Annotated in this window: 18 protein-coding genes; 11 read left to right on the top strand and 7 right to left on the bottom strand. The window is 65.4% G+C overall.

The window, feature by feature from the left end:
- Positions 1-20: 20 nt before the first annotated feature.
- Positions 21-1,010: a plastocyanin/azurin family copper-binding protein gene (locus VFC51_03900; protein ID HZT06149.1), complete on the bottom strand. Its 990-nt coding sequence runs from the start codon at positions 1,008-1,010 to the stop codon at positions 21-23.
- Positions 1,011-1,137: 127 nt separating this feature from the next.
- On the opposite strand from VFC51_03900, the gene VFC51_03895 reads away from it, so the two are divergent.
- The 9 genes from VFC51_03895 to VFC51_03855 all read left to right on the top strand — a co-directional run bounded on the left by VFC51_03895 (position 1,138) and on the right by VFC51_03855 (position 10,889).
- The gene (locus VFC51_03895) at positions 1,138-1,266 is read left to right on the top strand and encodes a hypothetical protein (GenBank protein HZT06148.1); all 129 of its coding nucleotides are present in this window, start codon (positions 1,138-1,140) and stop codon (positions 1,264-1,266) included.
- A gap of 181 nt (positions 1,267-1,447) precedes the next feature.
- The gene (locus VFC51_03890) at positions 1,448-3,184 is read left to right on the top strand and encodes an ABC transporter substrate-binding protein (protein HZT06147.1); all 1,737 of its coding nucleotides are present in this window, start codon (positions 1,448-1,450) and stop codon (positions 3,182-3,184) included.
- Between the two features lie 128 nt (positions 3,185-3,312).
- On the top strand, positions 3,313-3,534 hold the full coding sequence (locus tag VFC51_03885; GenBank protein HZT06146.1) for a DUF1059 domain-containing protein: 222 nt from the start codon (positions 3,313-3,315) through the stop codon (positions 3,532-3,534).
- Between the two features lie 261 nt (positions 3,535-3,795).
- Positions 3,796-4,884, top strand: coding sequence for an amidohydrolase family protein (locus VFC51_03880; protein HZT06145.1), 1,089 nt, complete (start codon positions 3,796-3,798; stop codon positions 4,882-4,884).
- Between the two features lie 11 nt (positions 4,885-4,895).
- Entirely contained in the window at positions 4,896-5,990 is a 1,095-nt protein-coding gene (locus VFC51_03875) for an amidohydrolase family protein (protein ID HZT06144.1), read from the top strand.
- Positions 5,987-6,532, top strand: coding sequence for a gluconate 2-dehydrogenase subunit 3 family protein (locus VFC51_03870; GenBank protein ID HZT06143.1), 546 nt, complete (start codon positions 5,987-5,989; stop codon positions 6,530-6,532). Before VFC51_03875 ends, VFC51_03870 begins: the two co-directional genes overlap by 4 nt.
- Positions 6,529-8,235 carry a GMC family oxidoreductase gene (locus tag VFC51_03865; protein HZT06142.1) on the top strand — a complete coding sequence of 569 codons (1,707 nt, stop codon included), beginning with the start codon at positions 6,529-6,531 and terminating at the stop codon, positions 8,233-8,235. The genes VFC51_03870 and VFC51_03865 overlap by 4 nt, the downstream gene beginning before the upstream one ends.
- A gap of 33 nt (positions 8,236-8,268) precedes the next feature.
- Complete coding sequence (locus VFC51_03860) at positions 8,269-9,450, top strand: CaiB/BaiF CoA-transferase family protein (protein HZT06141.1); 1,182 nt, start codon at positions 8,269-8,271, stop codon at positions 9,448-9,450.
- A gap of 413 nt (positions 9,451-9,863) precedes the next feature.
- A complete protein-coding gene (locus VFC51_03855; protein ID HZT06140.1) occupies positions 9,864-10,889 on the top strand; it encodes an amidohydrolase family protein in 1,026 nt (341 codons plus the stop codon).
- A gap of 206 nt (positions 10,890-11,095) precedes the next feature.
- Here the strand turns inward: VFC51_03855 and VFC51_03850 are convergent, their stop codons facing one another.
- Genes VFC51_03850 through VFC51_03840 form a run of 3 tightly spaced genes read right to left on the bottom strand, consistent with a single transcriptional unit; the run spans position 11,096 to position 17,686 of the window.
- Positions 11,096-11,467 (bottom strand): VOC family protein, encoded by a 372-nt coding sequence (locus VFC51_03850; GenBank protein ID HZT06139.1) that lies wholly within the window; start codon positions 11,465-11,467, stop codon positions 11,096-11,098.
- 2 nt (positions 11,468-11,469) lie between these two features.
- Positions 11,470-14,514 carry an NPCBM/NEW2 domain-containing protein gene (locus VFC51_03845; protein ID HZT06138.1) on the bottom strand — a complete coding sequence of 1,015 codons (3,045 nt, stop codon included), beginning with the start codon at positions 14,512-14,514 and terminating at the stop codon, positions 11,470-11,472.
- A 25-nt stretch (positions 14,515-14,539) separates the two neighbouring features.
- Entirely contained in the window at positions 14,540-17,686 is a 3,147-nt protein-coding gene (locus tag VFC51_03840) for an NPCBM/NEW2 domain-containing protein (GenBank protein HZT06137.1), read from the bottom strand.
- Between the two features lie 273 nt (positions 17,687-17,959).
- On the opposite strand from VFC51_03840, the gene VFC51_03835 reads away from it, so the two are divergent.
- Complete coding sequence (locus tag VFC51_03835; GenBank protein ID HZT06136.1) at positions 17,960-19,267, top strand: xylan 1,4-beta-xylosidase; 1,308 nt, start codon at positions 17,960-17,962, stop codon at positions 19,265-19,267.
- A 77-nt stretch (positions 19,268-19,344) separates the two neighbouring features.
- On the opposite strand, the gene VFC51_03830 is transcribed toward VFC51_03835, so the two are convergent.
- From VFC51_03830 to VFC51_03820, 3 genes are read right to left on the bottom strand one after another with little or no spacing between them, the layout of a single operon-like run.
- Entirely contained in the window at positions 19,345-20,499 is a 1,155-nt protein-coding gene (locus tag VFC51_03830; GenBank protein ID HZT06135.1) for a CPBP family intramembrane glutamic endopeptidase, read from the bottom strand.
- A 3-nt stretch (positions 20,500-20,502) separates the two neighbouring features.
- The gene (locus VFC51_03825) at positions 20,503-20,853 is read right to left on the bottom strand and encodes a hypothetical protein (protein ID HZT06134.1); all 351 of its coding nucleotides are present in this window, start codon (positions 20,851-20,853) and stop codon (positions 20,503-20,505) included.
- Entirely contained in the window at positions 20,850-22,598 is a 1,749-nt protein-coding gene (locus VFC51_03820) for a hypothetical protein (GenBank protein HZT06133.1), read from the bottom strand. Before VFC51_03820 ends, VFC51_03825 begins: the two co-directional genes overlap by 4 nt.
- Before the next feature lie 578 nt (positions 22,599-23,176).
- Here VFC51_03820 and VFC51_03815 point away from each other — a divergent pair.
- A partial coding sequence (locus tag VFC51_03815; protein ID HZT06132.1) for an NPCBM/NEW2 domain-containing protein occupies positions 23,177-26,969 on the top strand: 3,793 nt, incomplete at its 3' end.

Raw genomic sequence — 26,969 nt, 5'->3', positions numbered from 1 at the left:
GATTTCGTGCGCCGCTCGACTCACCACGGGTACATCGGGCGGGGCGGATAGCCAATTCGGGGGTATCCCATTCGCGGGTAGTACGGCATCCGCATGGAGTATCCGTACCCCATTCCATAGCCGTACGTACTCGGGCTGGTCATGTATCCGCCGTATCCCATGTACCCGCCGTAGCCGCCGTAGCCGCCGTAGCCGTTCATCGATCCGTAGCCAGCACCGCTCCCATAGCCATAGCCCCCGGAACCGCCTCCCATGTCGGCGGCGGTCGCCGGCTCAGTCGCTGCGCCCGTCGCGGTCACGGTGACTGTTCCGCGCATCGCCGGATGGATCGCGCAGTGGTAGTTGAACGTGCCCGCGCTCGTGAAGGTGTACGAGCCTGACTGTCCCGCGGCGAGCCGTCCGGTATCCCACGACCCGGCGTCGCTCGTCGCCGTATGCGGAGACGGACCATTGTTCGTCCACGTCACGGTGTCCCCCACGCGGACCGTGATCGACGCCGGGCGGAATGAGAAGTCCGCGATCGTCACTTGTGACTGACCGCCTGCCGCTTGCCCAACCACGTTCACCGGAATCGACTGCGACGCCCAAGCACCGGAGGTGGAGTGGGCATAGACGTAAATCGTATGTTGACCGCTCCCGAGGCCCGTCGGACTCCAAACGAAGTCGAACCCCGAATTCGTGAAGGCGGCGCTGCCCTCCGCCGCCGCAACGTCCGGCCGCGCCGCGCCATAGGTCGCAGTGCCCAGCAGCGTACCGCCCCCGTCCATGGCGCCGTCGAGGTAAACGCGCACACCGTCGATCCCGGTCCCCGGGCCCGCCGGATCGATCGCCCATCCGCCCACGTCGACCTGGCTGCCGTCGGACACGCTCGCGCCACTGGTCGGCTGATCGATCGTTATGATCGCGGAGCCGCCCGCGCCCTCCGCTACCGCCCACGATGCCGGCGCCACGGCGAGTGTCCCCGCCAGCAGGAGAATGGAAAGGAACGGCTTCAGTGCGTTCCCGCTCATCGCAAGTCCTCCAACCCGCGCCAGGTAGGTCTCGCTCACGCTGGCGCTATGGAGGTAGACGTTCGGCGGCTGCTGCCGGATCAGTCCCTTGCACGGAGGGGGACGCGCGCTTGCCAGTCGCGCGATAATGGGATTCTCGCCCCAAGTTCACTTTCCACAGGAGCCGCCCGTGCACGTCGCGATCCTCGCGGCCCTCGTCGTCTTCATGACACTCGGCTTCCTCTGGGCGGTCCTCCCCGACGGCGACGTCGTGTAGCGACCGTCCGGTCCACGCGCTCTCCTTCGGTATAAGTCAATTCTTATGGACCGATGTGAAGAGAGTTATTTGCCCTCTCTCTGCGCCCGACCTACGATCGGCCAACGGCAGATGCCGCATCGGGGGAGCCGACGGTTGGCCGGTTCCATGGCGCGGGTTGTTCCGGTGTCGGAGCGTAGAGATGCGACCAACGGCAATCGTGCGAGCTCGAACGGTTTGGGTGGGTTGCGCGCTGATGATCTGCGCGTGCGGCCCGGGAATCGCGCCCAAGTCCGGAGATCCCAGCGGCCAGGCGTCCATGTCGGCCCAATTTGGGCCGAAACGCATCACCGCCGCGATTCGCGCAGACCCTGGCTCCCTGGTCCTCCTGAAGACGCAGCGCGGAGGTGCGCTCCGCGGCCTCGACGCGATCGAAGAGCTCACAAACGCCGGGCTGACCTATGTCAAGGCCGACGGGGGTCGTGCGCCGCAGCTCGCTGAGGAGGTGCCGTCCCTCGACAACGGCCTCTGGAAAGTGCAGCCCGACGGTACGATGGAGACTACGTGGAAGATCAAAGCCTCCGCGACCTGGCAGGACGGCACGCCCGTCACGGCGGATGATTTCCTGTTCACCACCACCGTCGAACAGGACAAGGACCTTGAGATTGCGTCGTACGCAGAATATGGGTTGATCGACTCGATCGAGGCCGCCGACCCTCACACCATCACCGTCATCTGGAAGCAGCCCTATATCGACGCTGACACGATGTTCAGCTATGGGGCAGCGGGCATGCCGCTTCCCAAGCACATCCTCGCGGACTCATACACGAACGACAAGACTAATTTCCTCACGCTCCCGTTCTGGACCGATGGGTACGTCGGCGCGGGCGCGTTCACCATGCGCGAGTGGGTCCAGGATGTCCACGCAACCGTCGACGCGTACAACGGGTACGTCTTCGGCCGACCAAAGATCGACGAGATCGAGATCGATTTCATCCCGGACAACAACGCGCTTTTGGCCAACATCCTGGCAGGAACCGACATGACCCTTGGGAAGACCATGTCCCTGGACATGGCACTGCAAGCGCAGGACCAGTGGAAGGGTGGCAGGGTCGAGATCCGCAAGCAGAACTGGACACCGCTCAATCCCCAATTCATCGATCCGGATCCAGTCATCATCCTCGACTACCGGTTCCGAAAGGCGCTGTTCCTCGCCATCGATCGACAGCAGCTCACCGATTTCGTGTTCTCAGGCCACGGCGCCGTCGCAGACAGCTACGTTTCACCCGACACGCCCATGTACAACCTCATCGAGCCGCGAATCGTGAAGTACCCGTACGACCCGCGTCAGTCGGCGCAGATTGTCTCGGAGCTGGGTTACACGAAGCGTGGCGACGGCTTCCTGTACGGAGCCGACGGCGCCAAGCTGACCGTTTCCATTCGCATCCCGACTCAGAACGATATCCACCTGAAGGCGACCGCCCCGATCGCCGACGCGTGGCAGGCCATGGGTGTGGCAGTGGACCAGGTGCCGATTCCGATTCAGCGCACGCTGGACCGGCCCTACCGAGCGACCTTTCCCGGCTTCCAGATAGTCGAGCGGGTGAACAGGCTCGATGCTGCGGACGTCTATCGGTTCCACAGCTCCCAAGCCCCGTTGCCAGAGAACGGCTACCGGGCATCGGGGTTCGAGAGCCGCTACCGCAACCCGGACCTCGACGCGGCGATCGAGCGCTACGTGACGGCGATTCCCCTGGCAGAGCGTATGCGCGCGCTCGGCGATATCGTCCACCACCAGACGGAAAACCTCAGCCAGCTTCCCCTCTTCTATGGCGCGGATCCCACGCTCGTGTCGAATCGGCTGCTCAACGTCACTGCGCGGGGCGAGGACTTCACCCAGGCGTGGAACGTACAAGACTGGGACCTGGCCAGTCCGTGACCCAATTGGGCCAACGAACGCGGTGCCCCCGATCGGCAGGGGACCATCGGGTCTGCCACGTGCGAAGCACTTGCGCGCGACCCGTCGCGCGGTCACAATGCCAACAATCTCACTGGAGGAGGCGCGTGATGAACCTCAACGAGCTAGGTGTAACGGGCAAGTGGGTCGTCGCGAATTGCGGGAAGTTCCCCAGCGAAAGGGGCTGCAAGCTGGTGATCATGGCGCCAGAAAGCCAACGAAGTGACCTCGTCGACGCGGCGGTCGCGCACGCGATCAGCTCGCATGGACACGAGGACAGCCCGCAGCTTCGGAAAGACCTGGACGCGTTCCTCGAAACGATCGAGGCGTAGCGTCGATCGTTTCCGTGCGCCCCGGCGGTTCCGCGGGGCGCACGGAGGATCGGCGCGCCATCCGCGATCAAGAGCCCGGGCGGGCCACCTCCCACCCTTGCGGGGAGGCGGTGGCCCGCCCGCATGGGTAGTTTTTGGTCCGGCGATTGATGGCTTTGGCGGCCCTTCTGCATACTCGATTGGGTCCGCTTCGGCGCAGGTCGCGTGCGGCCGTCCCAACCTCGCAGCGCCCTCAACTGGCTCGCCATGAAGGAGAAAGTCATGCGCGTCGTCGACGCCGACGCCCACGTTGAAGAGGGCATCGGCCATTGGTCCTACCTCGAGCCCGAGTTCTACGCGCGACGCCCCGTGCCGATCTCCTTTCCGACGGACACGGCGTGGGGCGAGCACAACGGCGGATGGCTCATCGACTACAAGCTGCGCAAGTTCGCCTCGAGCCCGACCAGCATAGCCCGCGCACAGCGCCGCGCCTTTGCCGTGCCCTCCCAGGAGATCTCCGACGTGCCCATGCGCTTGCGGGACCTCGACCGGTGCGGCATCGAGAAGCAGGTGCTCTACCCCTCTACGTGGCTCGGCTGCCTGGCCGAGGACGTCGAACTGGAAGCTGCGCTCTGCCGCAGCTACAACACGTACATGGCGACGCAGTGCGCTCAGTCGGGAGGTCGGCTGGCCTATGCCGCCGTGCTTCCCTTCCGCAAGCCCGCGGCCGCCGTCGCGGAGATTCGGCGCGTCAAGGAGTTGGGCAGCGCCGTCAGCATCTTCATTCGCGGCATGGAGTGGGACATTCCCATCACGCATCCGATGTTCTGGCCCATTTACGAGGAAGCCGAACAGCAGGGGCTCGTCATGGGGCTTCACATCGGATTTGGGAGCCCGACGATCAACCGGATGTTCGAGGGCATGCCGCGGCCGAAACCGGATCCCTTCCCCCACATCCATCCGCTCGCTCGCGGGCTGCTGAGCGGCCTCCTCGTTCAGCAGGCGGTGCAAGGGCTTCTGAGCAGCACCGTGATCGAGGACTTCCCGCGCCTCCGATGGGCCATTCTCGAGGCTGGCGCCGAGTGGGTTGTGCCCACGATCCGCGCGTTGCGCCATCGGAGCAATCGCGATGGCGAGCGGTATTTCCGCGAGGGGGCCATCTTCGTCTCGTGCGAGCCGTACGAGGATCTGCCCTGGCTCATGCAGAACCTCGGCGATGAGTGCCTGGTCATCGCGAGTGACATGCCCCACGAGGACGACTTCGCCCACGAGCACCCTGCCGACGCCTTTCGCGAAAGGTGGGATCTCTCGGAGCCGACGCTCGACAAGCTATTGGCGACGAATGCCACGCGCCTCTACAACCTGGCCTGAGGAGTCACAGTATGGCCGTCGTCGATTGCGACGCCCACGTCGAAGAGAGCGTCGCAACCTGGTCATATCTCGAGCCCGAGTTTCACGCCTTTCGACCGATCCCGGTCACCTTTCCCGAGGACACGTGCTTCGGCACCCACAACGCGGCGTGGGTGATCGACTACAAGCTGAGATTCTTCGCGTCGAATCCGACGACGATGAAGCGGGCCGATGCGAAGGGCGCGTCCATCGCGATTCAGGAGCTGGCGGATGTACCGTCCCGCACGGCGGCAATCGATGAATTGGGCATCGATCGCCAGGTGATCTTCCCATCTATCTGGCTTGGGACGCTTGCGGAAAACGTCGATCTCGAGGCCGCCCTGGCGCGCAGCTACAACACGTACATGGCTACCCAGTGCGCCCAGTCCGGGGACCGGCTCTGGTACGTCGCGGTCGTGCCATGGCGGCGGCCAGATCTCGCCATCAAGGAGATCGCGCGGGTCAAAGAGATGCCGTCCGCGGCCGGCATTTTCGCGCGCGGGGTCGAGTGGGACATGCCCCTCACCCACCCAATGCTGCGTCCCATCTTCGAGGCGGCGGCCGCGGCAGATCTGCCCATTTGCGTCCACGTTGGGAACGGATCGAGCCCGACGATCAGCCGCATGTTGGACGGAGTGCCGCGACCGTATCTCGACGACTTCCCCCACATCCATCCGCTCGGGGCGGGACTCGTCAGCGGCCCGTACGTGCTCTACGCATTCCAGCAGATTCTGTCTTCGGACCTCCTCGACGCGTTTCCCGCCCTTCGCGTCGGCTTCATGGAGGCCGGCTGCGAGTGGGTGCCGCGCATCATGCAGGCCGCCTCGGCACGAAACAAGCGGGCGAAGGACCGGCTCGGCGAGCGCGTGTTCGTCTCGTGCCGCCTCGACGAGGACCTGCCGTACCTCACCTCCCGACTCGGCGATGAGTGGATCATCACCGCCACGGATTACCCGCATGGCGACGCGTTTCGGCAGGACCGCCTGGCTGAAGGGCTGCTGCGACGCGGCGACCTCGACGAGCCAACGGTCGAAAAGATCGTTTCCCATAATCCCGCACGCCTCTTTCATCTCGGACCGTCCCAGTGACGGCCAGGACGTCGCGGCGGTCGACATCGACCCAGAATCCCCACGAGCGGAGGGAGGGTCGCGCGCTCACGCGGGGTGAGCGCGTGACCCTTGCCGCCATCGCGGAGCGAATCTTCCCCGCCACCGATACCCCCGGCGCGGTCGACGCCGGCGCCGTCGAGTACATCGAAATCGCCCTCGCCGGCGCCTACGCCTCCTTGCGCGCCCGGTATCGGCGCGCCCTTCGCGAGATCGACCTCCACGCTCGCCAAACGTCCGGGCGGGCGTTCCGCGAGCTCGACGGCGCGGGGCAGGACCGAATCCTGACCGACCTGGAGGCCGGTGCGCTCTCGGCCGTGAAGAACGGGGCGGATTTCTTTCGCCTCGTGCGCCAGCACGTGCTCGAGGGCATATTTGGCGACCCGCAGTACGGTGGAAACCGCGATCTCGTCGGGTGGCGAATCGTCGGCTTCCCGGGCCAGCGCACCGGCTATGCAGATGCCTACATCAACCGCGTCGTCGACCTGCCGCCCATCGCCGCTGACGACACGAGCGCGCCATGACAGTGCCCGGCGATCGCGTCGCGGACGTCTGCATCGTCGGGGTTGGCGCCGTCGGCGGGATCCTGGCGAAAGAGCTAGCCCGAGCCGGCCTTGACGTCGTAGGGTTCGAGCGGGGTCCAGCGCTCCAACGGTCCGACTACGCGGCGCGGGATTCGATCAAATTCACCGTTCGCCAGAACCAGCTCGAGTGGGTGCGCCACGACCCCGTGATGCACCGACGCGGGCGCGACGCGCGAGCGTCCCTCCGCTACACCACGAGCCCCGCCAACGCGCTCGGCGGCGCCCTCCTCCACTGGACGGGACAGGCCTCGCGCTTCCTTCCCGGCGACTTCCGAGTCTTCACGAATGAGGTGGCGAGCGGACTCGCCGACCGGGCGGGTGCCGATCTCACCGGTTATGACATCACCGATTGGCCGGTCTCCTATGAGGACCTCGAACCCTACTACGAGCGGTTCGAATGGGAGTTCGGCGTCTCGGGAAAGGCGGGCGTGAATCCCTTCGAGGGCAAGCGCCGCGATTATCCCCTTCCACCGCTGCGGCGCAGCGCCCGCGGGGAGCTGTTCGCCGCCGCCTGCCAGCGGCTCGGGTACCACCCCTTCGACAGCCCGGCCGGCATCCTCTCTCAGCCGTATCGCCCGCCGGAGCCGTACGACACGCGGATTCCGGAGCGGCCGGCCTGCGTCTATTGCGGCCACTGCAACTATTACGGCTGTCACGTGCACGCCAAGGCGGCCACCCTCTATACCGCCATCCCCGCCGCCGTCGAAACCGGCCGCTTCGATCTGCGGACGCGATCGAGAGCGTTTCGCATCACGACGGATTTCTCGGGCCGCGCCACGGGCGTCGCGTATTTCGACCCGGAGGGCCAAATTCGCGAGCAGCGCGCCCGCGTGGTCATTCTCGCCGCCTTCGTGTACGAGAACGTGCGTCTGCTGCTCCTCTCGGGGCCCGAGGGCGCCTCGGCGCGGCGCGGTCTGGCGAACTCGAGCGGGATGGTCGGTCGCTGCATCCTAGCCCACGGCGACGTCCGGGCGGCGGGCGTCTTCGACGACGCGATCATCAATGGGTTCATCGGTCCCGGCTCCGCGGCGGTTCGCATCGACGACTTCAACGGGAACAATTTTGACCACACCGGGCTGGGATTCATCCGCGGCGCGACGATTGGCACGAGCGGAGGGGGTACCCCCGTGGAACGTTTCGACGTCCTCCCGCCCGACGTACCGCGCTGGGGGCGCGACTTCAAGGAATTCTTCGCCCGGGCCTATACGCGTACCTTCGAGCTGAACATGCAGGCGGAAACGCTTCCGCACCCGGAGAACCGGATTGACCTGGACCCGCGGCGCAAAGACGCGTGGGGCGTCCCCCTTCCCCGCGTGACCTTCGCCTTCCACGAGAACGAAGCGCGCCTGCGCCGCTTCTTGGCCGACGTCGGCCGACGCATCATGGAGGAGACCGGCGCCAGCCACGTGTGGACCGACGTGAAGGCCTCCCCCAACCGGTGGGCGGGCGGCACACGAATGGGCGACGACCCGGCGCGCTCCGTCGTCAATAGCTACTGCCAGGCCCACGACGTGCCCAACCTTTTCGTGGTCGGATCGTCGGACTTCCCGACCATGGCGGGCTACCCGCCGACCTGCACGATCGCCGCGCTCGCCTACCGGACCGCGGAGTACATCGCGCGCCAGCGCGAGCTGTTCCGTTAGACCCGAGCCACCGATATCAGACGGGGAGGAGATATGGCCGGTGCGTTGAGTGGAGTCACGGTGCTGGAGGTCGCCGACTACATCACGGGCCCCTACGCCGGGATGCTCCTCGCCGATCTCGGCGCGGACGTCATCAAGATCGAAAAGCGACCATTCGGCGACCCCTTTCGCGGGTTCGACCGCGAATCGGGGAAGGAAGGCTACAACACGGGCTTTGTGGCCCTCAACCGGAACAAGCGAAGCCTGACCCTGAATCTGGGGACGACGGAGGGGCAGCAGATCTTCCGCCAGCTCGCCTCGACCGCTTCGGTCGTCATCGAAAACCATCGGCCAGGGCAGATGCGACGGTGGGGGCTCGACTACGAGACGCTCCAGCAGGCGAATCCGGGCCTCGTCTATTGCTCCATCTCCGGCTTCGGGCAAGATGGCCCATACCGTGACCTGCCGGGCTACGACACTCTCGGCGTGGCCATGGGCGGGCTCCTCAGCCTGCTCACCGACCTGAGCGCGCCAGAGCCGTCGCGCTTTACCTTTGCGGACCACCTCACGGGAATCTTCGCCTGCTACGGGGTCCTGGGGGCCCTGTACGCCCGGGCAGAGACGGGGAGGGGCCAGAAGGTGGAGACGTCGCTGCTGCAGTCCATCGTCTCGTTCGTCCAGCTCCACGCGGCGCGGTACCTCTCCACGGGCGAGCCGACCGCGGAGACCGGCCGCCCAAACCTCGCAGCCGCGTTCGTCGCCGGCGACGGAAAGCCGTTCGTGTTCCACCTCTCGTCGCCGCCCAAGTTCTGGGAGGGCTTGACGGAGGCGCTGGGCAAATCGGAGCTTCGTGAGGACGCCCGGTTCATGACACGCGACGCTCGGATCCGGAACTACGACGCGCTGCGCGCCATCTGCCAGGAGGTCTTTGCGACCGCTCCTCGGCAGCACTGGGTCGACCTCCTTCGCGCGCACGACGTACCGTGTGGGCCGCTGTACACGATGCCGGAGGTATTCGAGGACGCGCACGTGCAGCAGCTCGGCTTACCGGTCGAGGTGACCCACCCGGTCATGGGCAAGGTGCGGCTCAGCGGAGGGCCGGTGAACCTTGGCGAGACGCCCATCCGCTATGCCACCGCCCCGCCGCTCCTCGGCGAGCACACGGTCGAGATCCTCTCGGGACTGGGCCTGGACGAGGCCCGCATCGGCGAGTTGAGCGCGGCGGGCGTCGTGTAGCGGGATGCTGAACAACGCGCAAAACCGCTCGCCCTGAGCCTCCGAACCCCTTCGCCCTGACCTTCCGAACCCCTTCGCCCTGAGCCTCCGAACCGCTCGCCCTGAGCCTCCGAACCCCTTCGCCCTGAGCCTTTTGAACGGCGATCAGGGCAGGCCTGTCGCCGAGCGCGAGCCCCCTCCGTCCGTCATCCTGAGGGCGAAGCCCGAAGGATCCCGCGAGCCAGAGATGCTTCGCTGCCGCATGAAAGGCGGAGGCGCGTGTCATCGTCCGTTCAGCATCCTCATCGGCGATTGCTCGGCGACAAACGTAGACGTCCGCGCGTCATGGCGTGCCCGGGAACCGCGAGCCAATCTTGCGTCCGCCGACGGCGTCCGCGTAAGGTGTGGCCGAATCCAGATGGCGGTGGTTCGGATTGAAAAAGATCGACGTCTTCCCGCACATCTTCCCCAAACCCCTCCTCGACCGGGCGAGCCGCGTTGCCGTGGAGCCGGTCCTCGGGCAGTTCAAGCGCAATTCCGGTATCCCCGTGCTCTACGACCTCGACGCGCGATTTCGCGTCATGGACCAGTTCGGGGATTACGTTCAGGTGCTCACCATCTCGAATCCGCCCATCGAAGCCATCGGCGCGCCTCCTACGTCGACCGAACTGGCGCGCGTCGGCAACGACACGCTCGCGGAGCTGTGCGTAAAGTACCCCGACCGATTCCTTGGGTTCGCCGCGTCGCTCCCCATGAACGACGTGGACGGTACGCTCCGAGAGATCGACCGGGCCATCAATGAGCTGGGTGCGCTCGGCGTGCAGATCTACACCAACGTCCTGGGCCGCCCGCTCGACGATCCGCTGTTCGATCAGTTTTGGGCGAAGGTCGCCCAGATGAACAAGCCGATCTGGGTTCACCCGGCTCGGTCACCGGCGATGCCCGACTACGCCACGGAGGACCACTCGAAGTACGAAATCTGGTGGACCTTCGGCTGGCCCTATGAGACCGCGGTCTTCATGGCCCGGGTCGTCTTCTCCGGCATCCTGGACCGCTATCCGAACCTGAAGATCCTCACCCACCACGGGGGCAGCATGGTTCCTCACTTCTCCGGCCGCATCGGCCCCGGGATGGAGAACTTGGGCAACCGCACGCCCGGCGCCGAGGGCGACGCGCTGGTCCGTCAGCGCGAGACGATGGCCAAGAAACCCGTCGAATACTTCAAGATGTTCTACGGCGATACGGCCCTCTTCGGCGCCGGTCACGCAATTCGCTGCGCCATGGACTTCCTGGGTCTGGACCACATGATGTTCGGGAGCGATATGCCGTTCGATCCCGAGCGGGGAACGGCCTTTATCCGCTGGACCATCGAGAACATCGGCGAGCTGAGCCTGAGCGAGGCCCAGCTTGCGGACCTCTATCAAAACAACGCGGCCCGCATCCTCGGCGTCCGGGTGTGAGGGGCCCCGCCGGTACGCCGGAAACCGTTCCCGCGGCCGAAGGCAAGCTATGTTAACGGCGAGGTAACCGGCTTCATCGAGGTTCGCGACGTCCGTCCGCCCACAATGGAACAGCGCCGAGGCACGTCTTGCTCCGGCGGAGACGATCCGTGTAGTCAGCTCGGCTAATGCGAAACTCTCGGACCTGTGATCCAGATCGCGCCCCGCTACTCGTACGTGTGGGTGATGACCTCGAGCAGGTGGCCGTTCGGGTCCTTGAAGTAGAACCCGCGCCCGTGGTGACGATGGTTGATCTGCATGTCCTCCGAGTCCCGCGGGCCGCTCCCGTAGACGATCCCCTTCCTCTGGACGCGGCCGAGAATCGCGTCGAACTCGCCGTCTGAGACGATGAAGGCGTAGTGAACGGGCTGGAAATCGTCCGCGTCGTCGAAGTCGAGGCTGAGGTGCTCGTCGATCTTGACGGGCGCGAAGTGGCCCCACGGCCCGCGGTATTCGAGCCCCATGATCTCGGCGAACCACTTCGCAGACGATTCCTTGTCGCGCGCGGGGACGATCGTGTGGTCGAGGTGAACCGGCATGTTCAGCCTCCAAATGGAGCGGTTTGGTCAGATTGTACGCTCGCCGCGCCGAGCCCGACGCGCAAGACGTGCCGGCCGTTGTGGTCGAACGTGAGACGAAGGATCCCGGTCGCGCCGTCGTACTGATAGTCGCCAGGCGCGAAGGGACCCAGGAAGCCGCCGCCGGCATGCAGCTCCCGTCCATCCATGGCGACCGAGCGCAGCCCCGGCGCGTACACCACCGCGAAGCCGTGCGACCGCGTCGGTCCACCAAGGGTGATCTCGAGGTCGCCACTCGTTCGCTGTTCTGTGAATGAGCTATCGGTCCACAGAACGCCGGGGGCCTGGGCAATGACCCAGAGACGAAACGACTGCCCGGGCAGGTCCGTTGCGATAGCCCCTTGAACGACCCGCGCCTGGTCGTCGTCGGGGCAATACGCGACGTAGCGCTTGCTGGTTGACAGACCGAAATCCTGAACGGACGCGGTGATCGTTTTCGGCACGCCGTCGCGATTCAATACGCCGACGAAGGCCAGATTGTCGCGAGTCGTGCCGAACACGCTGGGGTGCGCGGGATCGTCGACGAACGTTTGCCCCGCGAATGGACGCTGGTGCACCAGCCGCGCGCGATACGCCGTGAGACCGTCGTCGGACAGATCCAAGAGGTTCGTCCCGGTGGCCGCCAGCGCGCCCATCGCGAGGCCGGCCTCCAGTCGCCAGGAGTTGACCTGGCTCGTATTCGGGTCCCCCATCGTCCATCCCATGTGGGACGGCTGGCCCAAGGCACTGTGCTGAAATGCCGCGTAGTCGACGTCCTCGACCATTCCCGCGAAGGGGTATGGGTGGCTGAACTCCTCGGAGTCGTCGCTGAAGCGAAAGCTGTTCGCATACGGCTTGGCCATCATGGGGAAGTGCCAATCGCCCTCGATATATGCGTCGGGCTTGTACCTCGTTGCGCGCTCGAACATGAAACGATAGATGTCGACGGTCTGCTCCGCGAGGACGTTGACGATGTCGAATGGGTCGAGGGAGCCTGGCGTCACCTCGGCCCCCTCGGCTGCTCCGAGCCCGTCAATGATGATGCCATCGACGTCGTACGTGCCGAAGAAATCGTCGAGGACCGACCGCCAGTATTGCCGGGTACACGGCCGCAGGAAATCGAAGATATAGGCGGATCCCTCGGCATCGCCGCCCAGGCGAACGAGGCAGCTCCGCTGGTCGCGGATCAGCGCCCTTACCGCGAGCCAATCGTCCGGGCGAGCCCGCGAGTCGACGAATGGCGCCGAGAGGTAGAGAACGACCTTGATGCCTCTCCTGTGCGCGTAGTCGACGACTGGACGAATCCCGTGGGGGAACTTGGTTTGATCGATCGTGCGGAAATCAGAACCCGGCTTCCCCTCGGCGACGTACCACCCCGCGTCCAGAACGATGTGCCATGGCCCAAGGTCGGCGAGGTTCTGCGCGATGAAGTCGACCTGCTCGCGAACGTCCGCTTCCGTGTACGCCATCGCATACGGGTACCAGGTCGACCACTGATACCGGAGCCACGCGGGCTGCGGGCGCGACGGGTAGAGCCGTCCCATGGCGGCGCGATAGCGATCGAACGCCGTGCTTGGCGTCTGCGCGCTGGTCAATTCGACGTAGAGCCGCGGTGCAGGCCCCAGATCGCGCGAGCGGCGCGACGTATACGCAAAGTCGGCCTGGACCTGGCCGGGCCTCAGGGTGGCGCTGAACTCGCTCATCAGGTCGGTCTCGTCCACCGTCGCGAGGAGCACCCCCGACCCAAGCGCACCACCCCACAGGAGCAGCGGCTTGCCGAAGTCGACGAACTCGTGGCGCGGCAGTCCATCGTCGCGTATGGCGCCCGACCGGATCCGACTCACGTCCGTCAAGTACTGGGACCCGTCTCCGAGGAGGAATGTCCCGGTGCCGTCCAGGAACTCGTAGTCTGCGCCGCCAGTCGATTGGCTTGGCTGGAGCTGGTAGAGAAACGCCGGCGAATCATCGAGAACGTCGATGATCGCCGTGACCGTCTCATCTTCGAACGAGAACGGCACGCGAACCTCCGTCGCCGAACCGAAACCCGATACGTCCACTTTGGACGGCGATATGCCGTCGAGATCGGGCACTCCATCCACGAGACGGTATTCGTGCCGTCCACGGCGAACCGCGGACGTTGACCGATCCAGGACGACCTGGCCGGGCGCGCGGCGGACCACGGAGAGATGACCGGAATCGCCGTCGCCAACCGTCAGCAACACCGCAATCTGCTGGTTCGCGACGATCCATTCCGCTCGGGCGGGATCGAATCCCGCGGCCGACCCGGAGGCCGGAATCGTTCCCACGACGTCCTGGATCGCGCGCTCGCGGTCCAGCGCGTCGGTGGCGAGATGAGCCTGTGCGTCTTCTCTCAGCGCGGCGTTCGCGCCTCCCTGACGGATGATTTGCGCCGCTGCGGTCAAAGGTTTCGGACTTCCGATGCTGGCTGACGCCTGAAAAATCGCCGCGTCGCCCCACGAGGCAAGGTTCGCCGGCGAGGTCTCGCCCTCCGGATCGACCACCAGGCGCAGCCGCCCCGCCACCATCAAGGGCACGACCACGGGAGTCGCCGGGGCGCCCGCCGCAATAGGAGAGCTGGTGAAGACCGGAACGTCATCCACGAAGACGTGGAAGACCGACGCGCCCTCGCCCTGAGGCGACCCTTGGTTGATGCCAATTTCGGCGCGGAACAGAACATCGCTCGGGTTGAGCTGGTACACGACTTCTGACGGCGCAAAGGCGCCAATCCCGCTCGCAAAGCGCTTGCCGCCGATCTCGAGCGGTGTGTCGGAGAACGATTGGTCTCGCCGCGGTCGGGCCTGATCTCCGAATGCAACCCATCCCGTGCTCGCCGTCGTCCAGTTCTGGCTGGAAAGCGGGATCCACCGTCCCAGAAGGACCGTGTCGTCGACGCGGACCACGTCGGCGCCCGCCTGCCGCGCCAGGGCCACGGCGAGGAGCGACGCGCCAACGGCGACGAAGACCGACCAGCGCTTCCGGGGGCGCGGGAGGGAAGAGCGGTGTGCCAACCAGGTCCTCGAGCCGTGAAAGAGGCTACTGCCAGTGAATCTCAAGGCGATGAGCCTGGGCGAAGTCGAAGCTCAGGGAGACAACCCCTGTCTGTACATCATATGCGTATCGCCTGGGCCCGCTCGATGCCCCGCGAGCAAGTGGGATGCCGTCGAGGGTGACGCTGGTCGTGCCTGGGGCCCAGACCTGCGCGAATCCCTGCATCTCCGCCGGCCCGCTCAGCGTCGCGACGAGGCTTGAGTCGTCGGACGGCTCGTATGTCCACGAAGCGTTCGACCAGACAATGCGTGGCTGATGCGGGATCAGGAAGAGACGGAACGACATGGGATCGAGCCGAAAACCCGGCAGGTCCGTTGCCGCGATCCACCGATCGCGGTCAACGTCGTATGCCATGAGCCCGGGCGCGATGACGTTGAGCTGGCCCACCTCATCGTCGAGGCTTTTCGCCTGTGACGTTCGATTGACGAGGCCGACGAATGAGATGTGCCCATTCGTCGTGGCAAACGCATTCGGCTGCGCGCTGGCGCTGGCGACCGTGATCCCGTTGAACGGATCGGCGTGGACGAGGCGGGTCCGGAGCGTGCTGAGCTGATCCAGGCTCAGATTCGTGAGATCGAAACCGATACTGACCTGCGTTCCGAGAGCGAGCGCGGCCTCCAGCCACTTCCGCGTGTCGGGCGCAGTCGGGTCGCCCCACACCGTGGCCATCTTGGCGCGCTGGCCCAGGGCGACCCATTGGAAGAGCGCGTAGTCGATGTGTTGGAGCATCCCACCGAAGGGGTATGCGTGATTGAACGCGGGCCAGTCATCTGCCCAGAAGAACGTGTCGCCGTAGGGATGCGCAAAGATGGGATTGACCCAACCCCCCTCCAGATACGTGTCGGGCCGCAATTCACGCATCCGATCAGCGACCAGTTTGTAGATGTCGGTGACGCGGAAGTAGGGCGTACGAATCTCGTGCAGGTCGCGCGTGCGGGCATCGGTGATCTGCCCCTCCGGGTCTGCGAGGCCGTCCAGCTCGATCCCGTCCGCGCCATACGTGTCGATCGCGTCGGTCACGACATCCCGCATGTACTGCCGAACCGCGGGCACCGTGTAGTCGAGCATGTACGCGGATAGGCTCTGGTCGTCGAACAGCGGGATGAGCCAGTCCGGGTGGTTGTCGATGATGGCCTGGAACGCCTCCCACTCGCCTCCTTCGGGCAGCCCACTCTGCACAAATCCAGCAGGTTCGTACATGACGACGTTGACGCCGTGGTCGTGCGCGTAGTCGACCACGGGGCGAATGCCATCGGGGAACTTGTCGTAGTCGACGTTTCGGAGATCGGCCGTCGGGCGCCCATATGCAACGTACCAGGCGGCGTCGATGAGCACGTGCCACGGACCGAGGTCTGCCAGGGAGCGAGCGATGACGTCGACCTGGCGCTCGACACCATCGCCCGTTGGCGTAGGGCCGTACGTCCACCAGCTATCCCACTGGTACTTGACCCAGGGCGGGAGCGGGTGAGGCGGGAACATGCGGGCCATGACCGCCTGATAGCCGGCAAACGAGCCGTAGACGTTGTCCGTTGCCGTCGCCTCAATCCAAAGCCGCGGAGACGGGTGGGGACCGGGCGCCTGGAGCTCGCTGGGAAGAAAGCTCATCGCCAAGCCGAGTTGGACGTCTTCCGCGTCGGGCTCGCGCTCGACCGTGACCGTCATCGGCTGATCGGTCACATCGATCGTCGCCAAAACGAAACCACGGTTCGTGGCGTCCGACCAGAGGAGGAGGGGCTTACTCGGCTCCACCGGGACCTCCCGCTTCAGGCTGTCGCCGGGGATCCGACCACTCCAGATCTTGCCACGATCGGTCAGATAGCGTGGACGCGTCCCCAGATGCGCCGACGTGTCGTCGGTGAGGATCGAATATCCCTGGGGGCTGAGGGCGCCGCCTGGGCGGACCTGATACGTCAGGTAGTCTGCGTCATCGTAAACGTCGATCAGGACTTCGATTGGGTCGCCCGACGGAGCTACCAGGTGAATCGTCACGCCTGCGCCCGCTCCGAGAGACGGGTCCGATACAGCGGCCACGTCCCATGGGTGGGCCAGGTCCGGCTGGGTCTCCGTTAACACCAGAATCCGTTGATCGCCGAGGACAATGGAGGATGATGCCCCGGTCAGCGACGGCGAATCTGCCCCCGGAGACGAGAGGAAGAGACGCCCGTGGTCTGGCCCGCCGTAGCCGAAGGCGACGGAGACGTTGGGATTGTCCACCGTGATCATGCAGGTCGACCCGTCGAACCGAACCACCGATTGGCCCGGGTTGCCGATCTCGGGGGCACGATCGTTCGGGCCGAGACGGTGCACAGGTGGTCGACGGAGCGAGGTGGCCTGGACAACGTGGCGGGCGCGGGCGGCGCGTACCTCAACCAAACGCGCGTGCGCTTGTGCCAGCACCGCGGCGCCGTCAACCGGAGCGAAGATCTGGGGCGCGATCCAGTCCGCATAGTCTCCGCGGGCATCCGCGTCGGGATCTTCCACCACCAGTCGCAGCTGGCTCGCACCCATGAGCGGCGCGCTGACCGATATGGGGGCGCGACTCGCGGACATCAGCGGGCTCCGAAAGAGCAGCACGTCGTCGGCATAGAGGGCGAATCGCACTCTGGCCGAGGACGTCGACGTATCGTCCAGGCCAACCTGGGCGCGAAACGCGCCGTATCGTCCGCCCAACGCGTACGTGATCTCCGAGAGGGGATACGTGCCGATGCCGGTCGGGTATTGGACCTGCTGCATCGTGAGGGGCGAGTACGGGAACGCCTTCCCGATCCTCGGCATCTCATCGTCGGCGAGCCGACGCCAGCCCGACGTCGCATCATCCCAGGTCAGCGCGGTGAGATCGATCCACCTTCCGGAGAGCGCGACGGCTGACTGGTATGCGCTCTCCAGCTCCGCGCCCGAGAAATCCGCCGCCGGATCCTCGTCGGGCGACCCGAGATCGACCGGCTGACCGCGCGCGCACGAGCTCCTGAGCTGCCACAGGGGCGAGCCGCCAGCGAGGGCGGCGGGTCGGTTCAGCCCGAGCGGCCCGCCGACCGTAAGGCCCGCAAGAAGGACGATGACCATCGCAACGGTCGACGTCCAGTTCCGGTGCACCGCCGCAGGGCGAAGGACGCTCCTCGGTAGCCCAGCCACGGCGGCTCCCGGTGCGATTCTTAGAAATCTCTTATGTTTCTAATATTGCGGCACGCGACATCCGAGTTTCAATTCAGCTCGTGCCTTTCTCGCAGCACGGCGCATCACGATTGACGTCCGTGGCAACCGATCGTTCGCGGCGACGATCGCAAGCGGGTGATACCGGCGCGGCGTGTGTATGCTTGAATCAGTGGAGGCGAGGAGATCGGCGCGTGCCGATTCATCTCCGGCCGCGTAAGGATAGCCGCGAACCCAAAGGTGGATGTCGTCCGATTGCCACTTACCCGAGCGCTCGGCGCCATACTCGTGGTCGCCCAGTCCGTGCTGATCGCGTTCATCCCGAGCCCCGTGCCTACCGGTGGCCCAGACGTTCTCGTAACTATTGATCGCACGGACGCGATCGGTTCGAGCGACTTTGATGTGGGCGTCTCCCACATGCAGTACAGCCTCGATAACTGGGGAGATCCCGTGGCGGTGGCGCGCGCCAAGAACCTTCTGCGCGCCAGCGTGCGCTATTCCAACCAGCACATCATGGGATTCGGTGCGGAGAATCCGGAGCCGTGGCCGGGGATCTACAGCTGGGACTCTCTCGACGCCCGAATTCAGCTGGCGCGGGACCTGGGCCTGACCCCGGTCATCACGCTCTGCTGTGCTCCGGATTGGATGTGGGGCGGTCCAGCCGGCACGACCGACTGGAGCAAGCTGGGGACGGCTCCGACTCCCGACCATTACGCCGACTTCGCGGAGCTCGCGCGACAAGTCGCGCTTCGGTACCCCGACGTCCGCTACTACCAGGTTTGGAACGAGTTCAAAGGGCTATGGAACGACCGTCTGAACACCTGGGACGCCGCCGCGTACACCGCGCTCTACAACCAGGTATACGACGCCCTCAAGGCCGTCGATCCGGCAATCCAGGTGGGCGGCCCGTACCTCGTCATCGAAGGTACGGGGTCGCGCATCGGATTTTGGGGCGTGGAGCCCGTGACGCGGCGCGATCTGGACGTGATCGACTACTGGCTCGCCCACAAGCACGGGGCCGATTTCATCGTCCTCGACCGACCGGTGAAAGACGTTCACGATCCCGCCTCCTATACGGACGCGCAGCTCCTCCAGCTCACGGAGCAGTTCGAGAAGATCTCCGGCCAGATTCACGCTCGGACGTCCCTTCCCATCTGGTGGGCGGAGGACTACTTCAGCGGGTCTGATAACTGGGACCTGCAGGCCGTCGGTCTCGCGTCCATTCTGTATCACGAGCTGAAGGGCGGATCGGCGGTTTCCCTCCGGTGGGAACCTCAAAGCCAACCAAACGAACCCTTCGGTGGTGACAACCAGAACCTGTTCAGCAGCACGTTGGTCGCCGGTGGCGGTCAGCCCTACCCGACCTACAACGTGTATCGCGCGTTTCACCAGTATTTTGGACCGGGGACGACCCTATACCACGCGACCTCGTCGTCGACCGACGTCGAGGTGTTGGCGTCCGACAGCCACACGATGCTCATCAACAAGCGGCCCTCGGCGACGTCTATAGCCGTCAATGGAATGGGCATCACGCTCTCGGGATACGAAGTCGTCGTCCTCTGACCCTCGAGCGACGCGCGTGGCAGCCCGGACCGTGGGACTGGCCCCTGGCGCCCTGGTGCGATGGTCGAGCCTTCGAGTCAGGGAATATTGATCAGCCGGTGCCCGGCGATGGCCCCGAAAACACAGAGGAGCGGCGCGATGGCGCCGATGAGGGCGCTCATCGGCGACCGCAGCGTGGCGCCCGCGGCCTCGGCGACCTGCCACTCCAGGAGCAGCCCGAGTACGGCGATGGTCACCACCGCGCCCACTCCTGTCGAATCGTGGATCCGCGAAATTGGGAAGATCTCGGGACCCAGCGACGCACCGAGTGGCGATTCCGCGCGCGCACCCTCGATCGCGGCGTCGGGCCTCGGGTCAGCCGGTGCTGGCGTGAGGAGGACCGCCAGGGCGGCCTGCGGCTGGAACGCCGTCCCTTCCCCAGCCGTCGCCGAAACCGCGGGGAGATGGGCGACGACGAGGGGGAGCGCAACGTACGTGACGATGCTGGCGGCGCCGTGGGCGAGCACCGCGCCCGCCAATGACTCGGTTCGACGGACCATGGCCGCCAGCAGGAGACCCCATCCAAACATCAGCGGTACCCGCCATGCGGACCCGGCTCCAGCGTACAGCGCGCCGAAAGACGCGGCGACGAGGGCGACACCGCTGGGCCCGAACGCTCGGAGAGCCAACGCTTGCAGCACGCCTCGAAATGCAAGCTCTTGAGCCAGCGCATTCGCGATGAGCCCTGACCCCAGGACGACCAAGACCCATTGCGCCGTATTGCCGGGGAGCGGGGCCGGGGCTGCCGAGTACCAAAGGAGGTACCCCAACGGCACACCCAGCGCGCCGATGGCGAGCTGACTGACGGGGTTGCCGAGCCGCAGCCCCAACTCACGGAATCCCAAGCCAAGGGACCGGGCGGACCAGGCCAGCGACGTCAACAGGAGCGCGTCGAGGAGCGCAAGCGACGCGACAGTGGGTAGCGAGGGAAGCAGAAAGAGCGCGGCGCTGCAGATACGGAGCACGGGAATGATCGTCAGTGCGAGCGCACACGAACGAGCCGGCTCGCCTGCAAGCGCAGCGTGTAGGGGCAACACGAGGAGAAGCAGCGCATACGCGGCGAGTCCCGCCACCGGTTCCGACGTGGCCAAGAGCGCCTCCGCGAGACCGATGACCCCCAGATACGCGGTGAATGCGAGGACGACGATACCTCGCAGCTCCGTCGCGCTGCTGATCGCCGGAGACACGCGCATCTCCTACTCCGGTGCCCCACGGGACGGATCGCGCGGAAAGGGCGGCAGCGCGGCAAGGACGACCGTGAGGGCGAGGAGGACCACCGCCGCCGCGTTCCCCGACCACGCCCCAGCCTGCACAAATGCTTCCGCGACGATCACGTCGGCCGCCAGACTGACGCCGAACATGAGCGTGAGCGCCTCGACGAGGTCGCGAATCGCGAGCAGCCGAACCACGGCGAGGCCGGGGCCCGCCGAGAAGAAGGCGATGACCGCGATCGTTGTGGCCATCGCGCCGGGCGCGAATCGAAGCATGCAGGCCACGGTCCCGGCGGCTGCCAAAAGCAACAGCGTGACCGCCGTGGGCGGCTTCATCCCCCTGCCTCCTCATTGAGCACAAGAATCGTCGCGTCGCGGTTCCTGTAGACGACCCGCGCCTCGCCGGAGTCGATGAGATCGGCCACGAGACGGTCGAAGCGCGCTGGGCTGAGCCCAGTCGTAAGCTGAAGATGCGCCTTCTCGCTTCTGGTCACGATCAGGTATGCGCCGTCATGCGGGCGCCCGGCCACCAACGCGGCCAGGCTTTCCGGATCGCCCGCGGGTAGCCCGGCCGCATCGCGCAGCGCAGGGATATCCATGACCATCATCGAGTACATGTCGTCGCGATGGAATCGGAGTGGCAGGTCCCACGATGGAACCACGACCAGCGGGCCCGGGTCGTCTGCGGTGGCGTGCTCCGTTGGCGCGCGGCCATTCACCGTCAGCGCCTGGAAGTACCGCATCGCCTGGTCCTCCTCATGGGTGAAGTAGTCCATCCGCTCATTGCCATACCGAGCGAGCAGGAACGCGATGATGACCCCAAAGGCGACCGGTACGGTCGCCAAGCGAACCCAGATGGACGTCCACCGCACCTGCCGGGGAAAGGGCAGCCGAACGGCCAGCACGGCCATTCCGGGGAGCGCGAAGAGGTACACGCGGAGCATCATCTCGCCCCCATACGCCTGCAGTGCGAGGAGTGGAAACGGGGCGGCCGCGATGACCATTGGGACCGGCTCGAGCCGCCCGGCGCGAGCCCGACGGATGGCGCCGAGCGTCGCGACCACCCAGACGGTCAGCGTCAGAATGATCCGCATCCGATTGACAAAGATGTGCTCAGCGCTGCCCTGAAACCGTTCAGTCACGTTGCTACTCACGATCGATTCAACCCGGCCAACATCTGACAGGAGCGGCATCAAATTTCCCAGCATGAACTGGATAGCGCAGTAGGAGACCCAAGCCACGATCATGGCGGACAAAAGGATCGGGAAGCTCCGCAAGCGGCAGCCACCGATGGCGACGAGCCCGATAGACGTCGCCAGCGTCACGAAGGGTGTGAGCTGGTGGCTGGCCACGATCGTCGCGCAGAGCAGCACGGCGATCGTGGCCAGCAGCATACGCTGGGCACGCGTCCGCGCCACCGCCGCCGCGCCCACCTTATCCGCTTCTGGAGCCACACCCGCGTCGCCACTGGCCGGCCGGAATCGAGCGGCTGCGTTGGCGAATCGCCGAACCCATGACGGCGGTGGGCCGGTGAACCACCGGACCAGGATCGCGACGATGGCGAAATGGATAAGCAGCGCGAACCCCTGGGGTGAGAAGTAATCCTGCGCAACCCAGTTCGCCGTGAAATAGACCCACAGCGCCATCCAGGCAATTCGCTCGTCCCGCGCGACGGTCCGGAAGATGAGCAGCAGCGGACCGATGTACAGAAAGTCGAATGCGAGCGGAGCCCACCGCGCGAGCTGCACGGCGTCCGGCAGTCCCGCGGCCTCGACGAAGAGCGCGCCGCCGCTAAAAAACCCAGGCCAGTTGAAGTAAGCGTTCAGCGTCGGGTCAATGCCGTGGTTCCGCGTGATGTATTCGATGTAGCCGATGTGCCGCCACGCGGCTTCGGTACGCGGCAGCCCTTCGACGATGGGGACGGTCCCGTAGAGAAGCAGGATCAGCATCACGATTGACAGGAAGCACACGAGCGGCGATGTCCGTGGCGCGTGGATGGCCGCGAAGAACGCGAGCAAGAGCGTTCCGAGCGCTGCGAACAACGCCGGCGGTAGGACCGAGATCAGCCCAAGATCGGTCATTGACCTCGGCTCAATGTCCGGGATCGCCAATATCCACAAGCGCAGGGAAACCCCGAGGAGCAACAAGGGGGCAGCTACCCACGTGCCGCGCGCGATCGCGTCGACGCTGGGCATGCGGAGGCCAACGACCGTGAGCGAAGTAGAACGATCCAAGAGCGCAGACTTCTTTAGAAAAGTGGATCGGGCAGTCGGTCGGCTGTGTCCCGTTACTGAAACTATACCGGGGTATACGACAGCTTCGGTCTAATGTAACGACAAAGTTACGACTCGCCCAACGGAATGGCAGAACAGCGCGCAATTTCGTTCTGTTTAACCGCTGTTACGGGATTGAATGATCCGAGCAATTCACGGTTAACGTCAGACAAGTGCCACGACAGCGATGGAAAAGGGACAATGATTGCAGACCGTGTGAAGCGGTGAATTCCGACTCGTAAAACATCGCGCGCCGATCGTTTCGATCGCTCACATATGCCGCGTTCGCGGGTCGCATCCGCTGATTCCCTCAGACCATGACCTCGGGAGTCGCGTTGACATTTGTCCGTATGCGCCACGGCACTCGATCCCCCCGACGACGCGCCGTGCGCTACCTCGCCATCGTCGTGGTCCTCACGCTGCTTCAGTCCTTTGCCGACCCGGCGGCGTTCGCGGGTGCCCAGTCCATCTCGCTGTCTCCTCCGCCGGGACCACCAGTGCCCGCGGGCGGAGCGCCGCCGCCTGGCACGGGCGCGGTCCACACGACGGGATTCGTTCGGGCAGCGGACGGCGAAACGTTCGACGTGCACATCAATGGTCAGCAGGTCACCATCGGCCTGATCGGCGTTACGGCACCGATGGGGAACACGGATTGCGGCCGCCAGGCGACCCGATACATGCAACAGCTGGTCGCGTCAGGGCTGACCCTCGACGAAGATCCGGACATCACCTTCGACTCACGCGGCCGACGGATGTACTACGCGACGGACAGCGTGGGCGACACGGTGGCCGAGGCGCTGGTCGGGGCCGGCTTCGCGTGGGCCAATGGCCTCGGGCGGAATGCAGCCCAGCTAGCCGCTCTCGAACACGCCGCCGTCGCTGCGGGCCGTGGGTGTATTGGCGGCCTTCCGCGGCCCCCGCTGGCAGCGCAAGAGATCGGCGTCGTCGCGCTGCTACGCGGACTCGTGCGCGCGGTCCAGCAATTCGCCGGCGTGCAGCGTGCCTCCGCGGCCACCCTTTCTCCCCAGAGCCCACCGGGCGCCCTTCCGGTGCCCGCTCGGGTAAACAGCATCTTCCCCAATGGATTCGTATCGACGACCGTCGCGTCGGGCCTGTCTCTTCCCACGGACTTCGCCTTCCTCCCCGACGGTCGAATTCTGATCGCCGAGAAACACGGGGTCGTTCGCGTCTACAAGAATGGCTCGCTGCTCACCACGCCTTTTATCGACATCAGCAACCACGTGAATGACTACTACGACCGAGGCCTGTTGGGCATCGCGGTAGATCCCAACTTCGCGAGCAACGGCTTCGTGTATTTGCTCTACACCTACGAAAACGATCCGACGCAATACAACGGCCCGAAGACTGGGCGGTTGACTCGGGTCACGGCCACTGGCGACACAGCGGGCAACGAAACGGTGATCCTCGGCAGCCAGGTTGGGCCCGGCTGCGGCGGGTTTCCCGTCGGGGCGGACTGCATCCCCTCCGAATGGTACGGGCACTCCGTCGGAGCGCTGAAGTTCGCGCCGGATGGGACACTGTTCGTCACGTTGGGCGACGCCGCAAGCTGGAACACGGTCAACGCAGATGCCCTCCGGGCTCAGAACCTCGACTCCCTCGCGGGAAAGAACCTCCGTATCACGACGACGGGCGCCGGACTTTCCACAAATCCCTTTTGGAACGGCTCGGCCAGCGCGAATCGATCGAAGGTCTGGGGTTACGGCTTCCGGAACGCCTATCGGTTCAATATTCGGCCAGGCACGAGTACGCCATTCATCGGCGACGTCGGCTGGAATGATTGGGAAGAGATCGACGTAGGCCTCCGGGGCGCCAATTTTGGATGGCCGTGCTACGAGGGCACGGGCCAGCAGGCCGGCTACGCTGGTCAATCAACCTGCCAGACGCTGTATGCGACGGGGCCGGTTCAGCCACCCCTCATCACCTATCCCCACAACGGGCAGACGTCTGCGGTCACGGGGGGGGCCTTCTATACCGGCTCGCTCTACCCGGCGCAATACCAGGGGGCGTACTTCTACGGCGATTACGGTCTGAGCACGATGCAGTACGCCCAGCTCGACGCAAACAACGCCCTCGTCAGCGGCCCCACAAACTTTGCGACCGGCGCAGATGGGCCGGTCGCTATCGAGATGGGACCGGACGGCAATCTCTGGTACATCGCCATCAGCGCGCAGCAGCTGCGGCGGATTGACTTCACCGGCGCACCGCCGCCACCTCCCACGTCCGCGTACGTCAGCGACATGAGCTGGATCTCCATGACCAATGGCTGGGGCCCGGTCGAACGCGACATGAGCAACGGCGACTCGGCTCTTGGCGATGGTAGACCCATTACGCTCAATGGCACGGTATACCCCAAGGGCCTGGGGACCAATGCCTATTCGGACGTCCAGTACGCGCTGGCCGGCGCATGCACGACGTTCACGTCCGATGTCGGCGTCGACGACGAAGTGGGAAGCAATGGATCCGTCGTGTTTCAGGTCTGGACTGACGGGACGAAGCGCTACGATAGCGGCCTGATGACCGGCGCCTCGGCGACGAAGAGCGTCAACGTCGGCCTGACCGGCGTCAACACTCTGGAGCTGGTCGTCACCGACGGCGGGAACGGCAATGCCTACGACCACGGCGACTGGGCTGGCGCCCAGGTCCTTTGCCAGAGCCAGGGATCAAGTCCGCCCAGCGTTACCAGGACGAGCCCCGCGGACCAGGCGGCCGGCGTCTCTCAATCGACGAGCGTCACGGCGACCTTTTCGCAGGCGATGGATGCGACCACGATCACCGCGTCGACGTTCACCCTCACGAAGCAGGGGGCGACGCAACCGGTCGCGGCTACGGTCGCGTACAACACGACGTCTCTGACGGCGACACTCCAGCCGACGTCCGCGCTCGACGCGGGCGCAACCTACACCGCTCGCGTCGTGGGCGGCGCCAACGGCGTGAAGGACGCCAACGGTGCGGCGATGTCCGCCGACAAGACGTGGACCTTCAGCACCGCGCAGACATCCGGCACGAGCGGCTTCCTGAGCGACTGGACCTGGACCTCCGCGACGAACGGCTGGGGGCCCGTCGAACGCGACATGAGCAATGGCGATTCCGCGGCGGGAGATGGGAAGCCGATCACGCTGAACGGAAGCGTCTACGCCAAGGGGTTGGGCGTCAACGCCGCGTCCGACATCAGCTTTACTCTCGGCGGCTCGTGCTCGACGCTCACAGGATACGTGGGCGTGGACGATGAGGTGGGGCCCGCGGGCTCGGTCGGTTTCCAGATCCTTGGCGACGGGGTGGTCCTGTTCGATAGTGGCTTGATGACCGGTGCGACGCCATCGAAAGCGCTCACCGTTAACGTCTCCGGTCGGACCACACTCGACCTCGTCGTGAACGACGGCGGCGACGGCACCGTGAACGATCACGCCGATTGGGCCGACGTCTACGTCACGTGTTCCGGAACGGCGAACTCGCGTCCGACCCCATCGATCACACAGCCCTCTCCCACTACGCAGTACAAAGTCGGCGACACCATCACGTTCTCTGGCTCCGCCGTGGACCAGCAGGATGGCGCGATCCCCTCGTCAGGGTTGAGCTGGCAGGTCGTGATCCACCACTGTCCGGGCGGCTCGTGTCACGTGCACTTCGTGCAGCAGACGGCGGGACCAACCGGCACGTTCGTCGTGCCCGACCACGGCGACGACAGCTATCTGGAGTTCGTGCTCAGCGCTACCGATAGCGCCGGAGCCATTGGAACGACCTCCGTGGCGCTTCTCCCGCAAACCGTCCAGATCACCCTCGCGAGCATCCCGAGCGGGCTGCAACTGAACTACAGCGGCCAAAACGTGACCGCACCGTTCGTACGCCAAACCATTGTCGGCTCGGCGCACACGATCTATGCGCCGTCACCCCAGGCTTCGGCCACGTTCCTGTCGTGGTCGGATGGTGGAGCGCAGCAGCACGACATCGTGATGGGAACCACCAATGCCACGTTCACGGCCACGTTCACCTCCAGCGGCGGCACGGGCACGCAATACCTGAGCGACATGGCATGGACCTCCTCCACCAACGGCTGGGGGCCGGTCGAGCGGGACATGAGCAACGGCGAGAGCGCCGCTGGCGATGGCCACACCATCACCCTCAACGGCGCCGCCTACGCCAAGGGCCTCGGCACCAACG

The sequence above is a fragment of the Chloroflexota bacterium genome (assembly GCA_035652535.1).
Lineage (GTDB): Bacteria > Chloroflexota > UBA6077 > UBA6077 > SHYK01 > DASRDP01.
The sequence above is the reverse complement of the archived record's forward strand: the minus strand, read 5'-3'. Positions and strand labels throughout refer to the sequence as shown.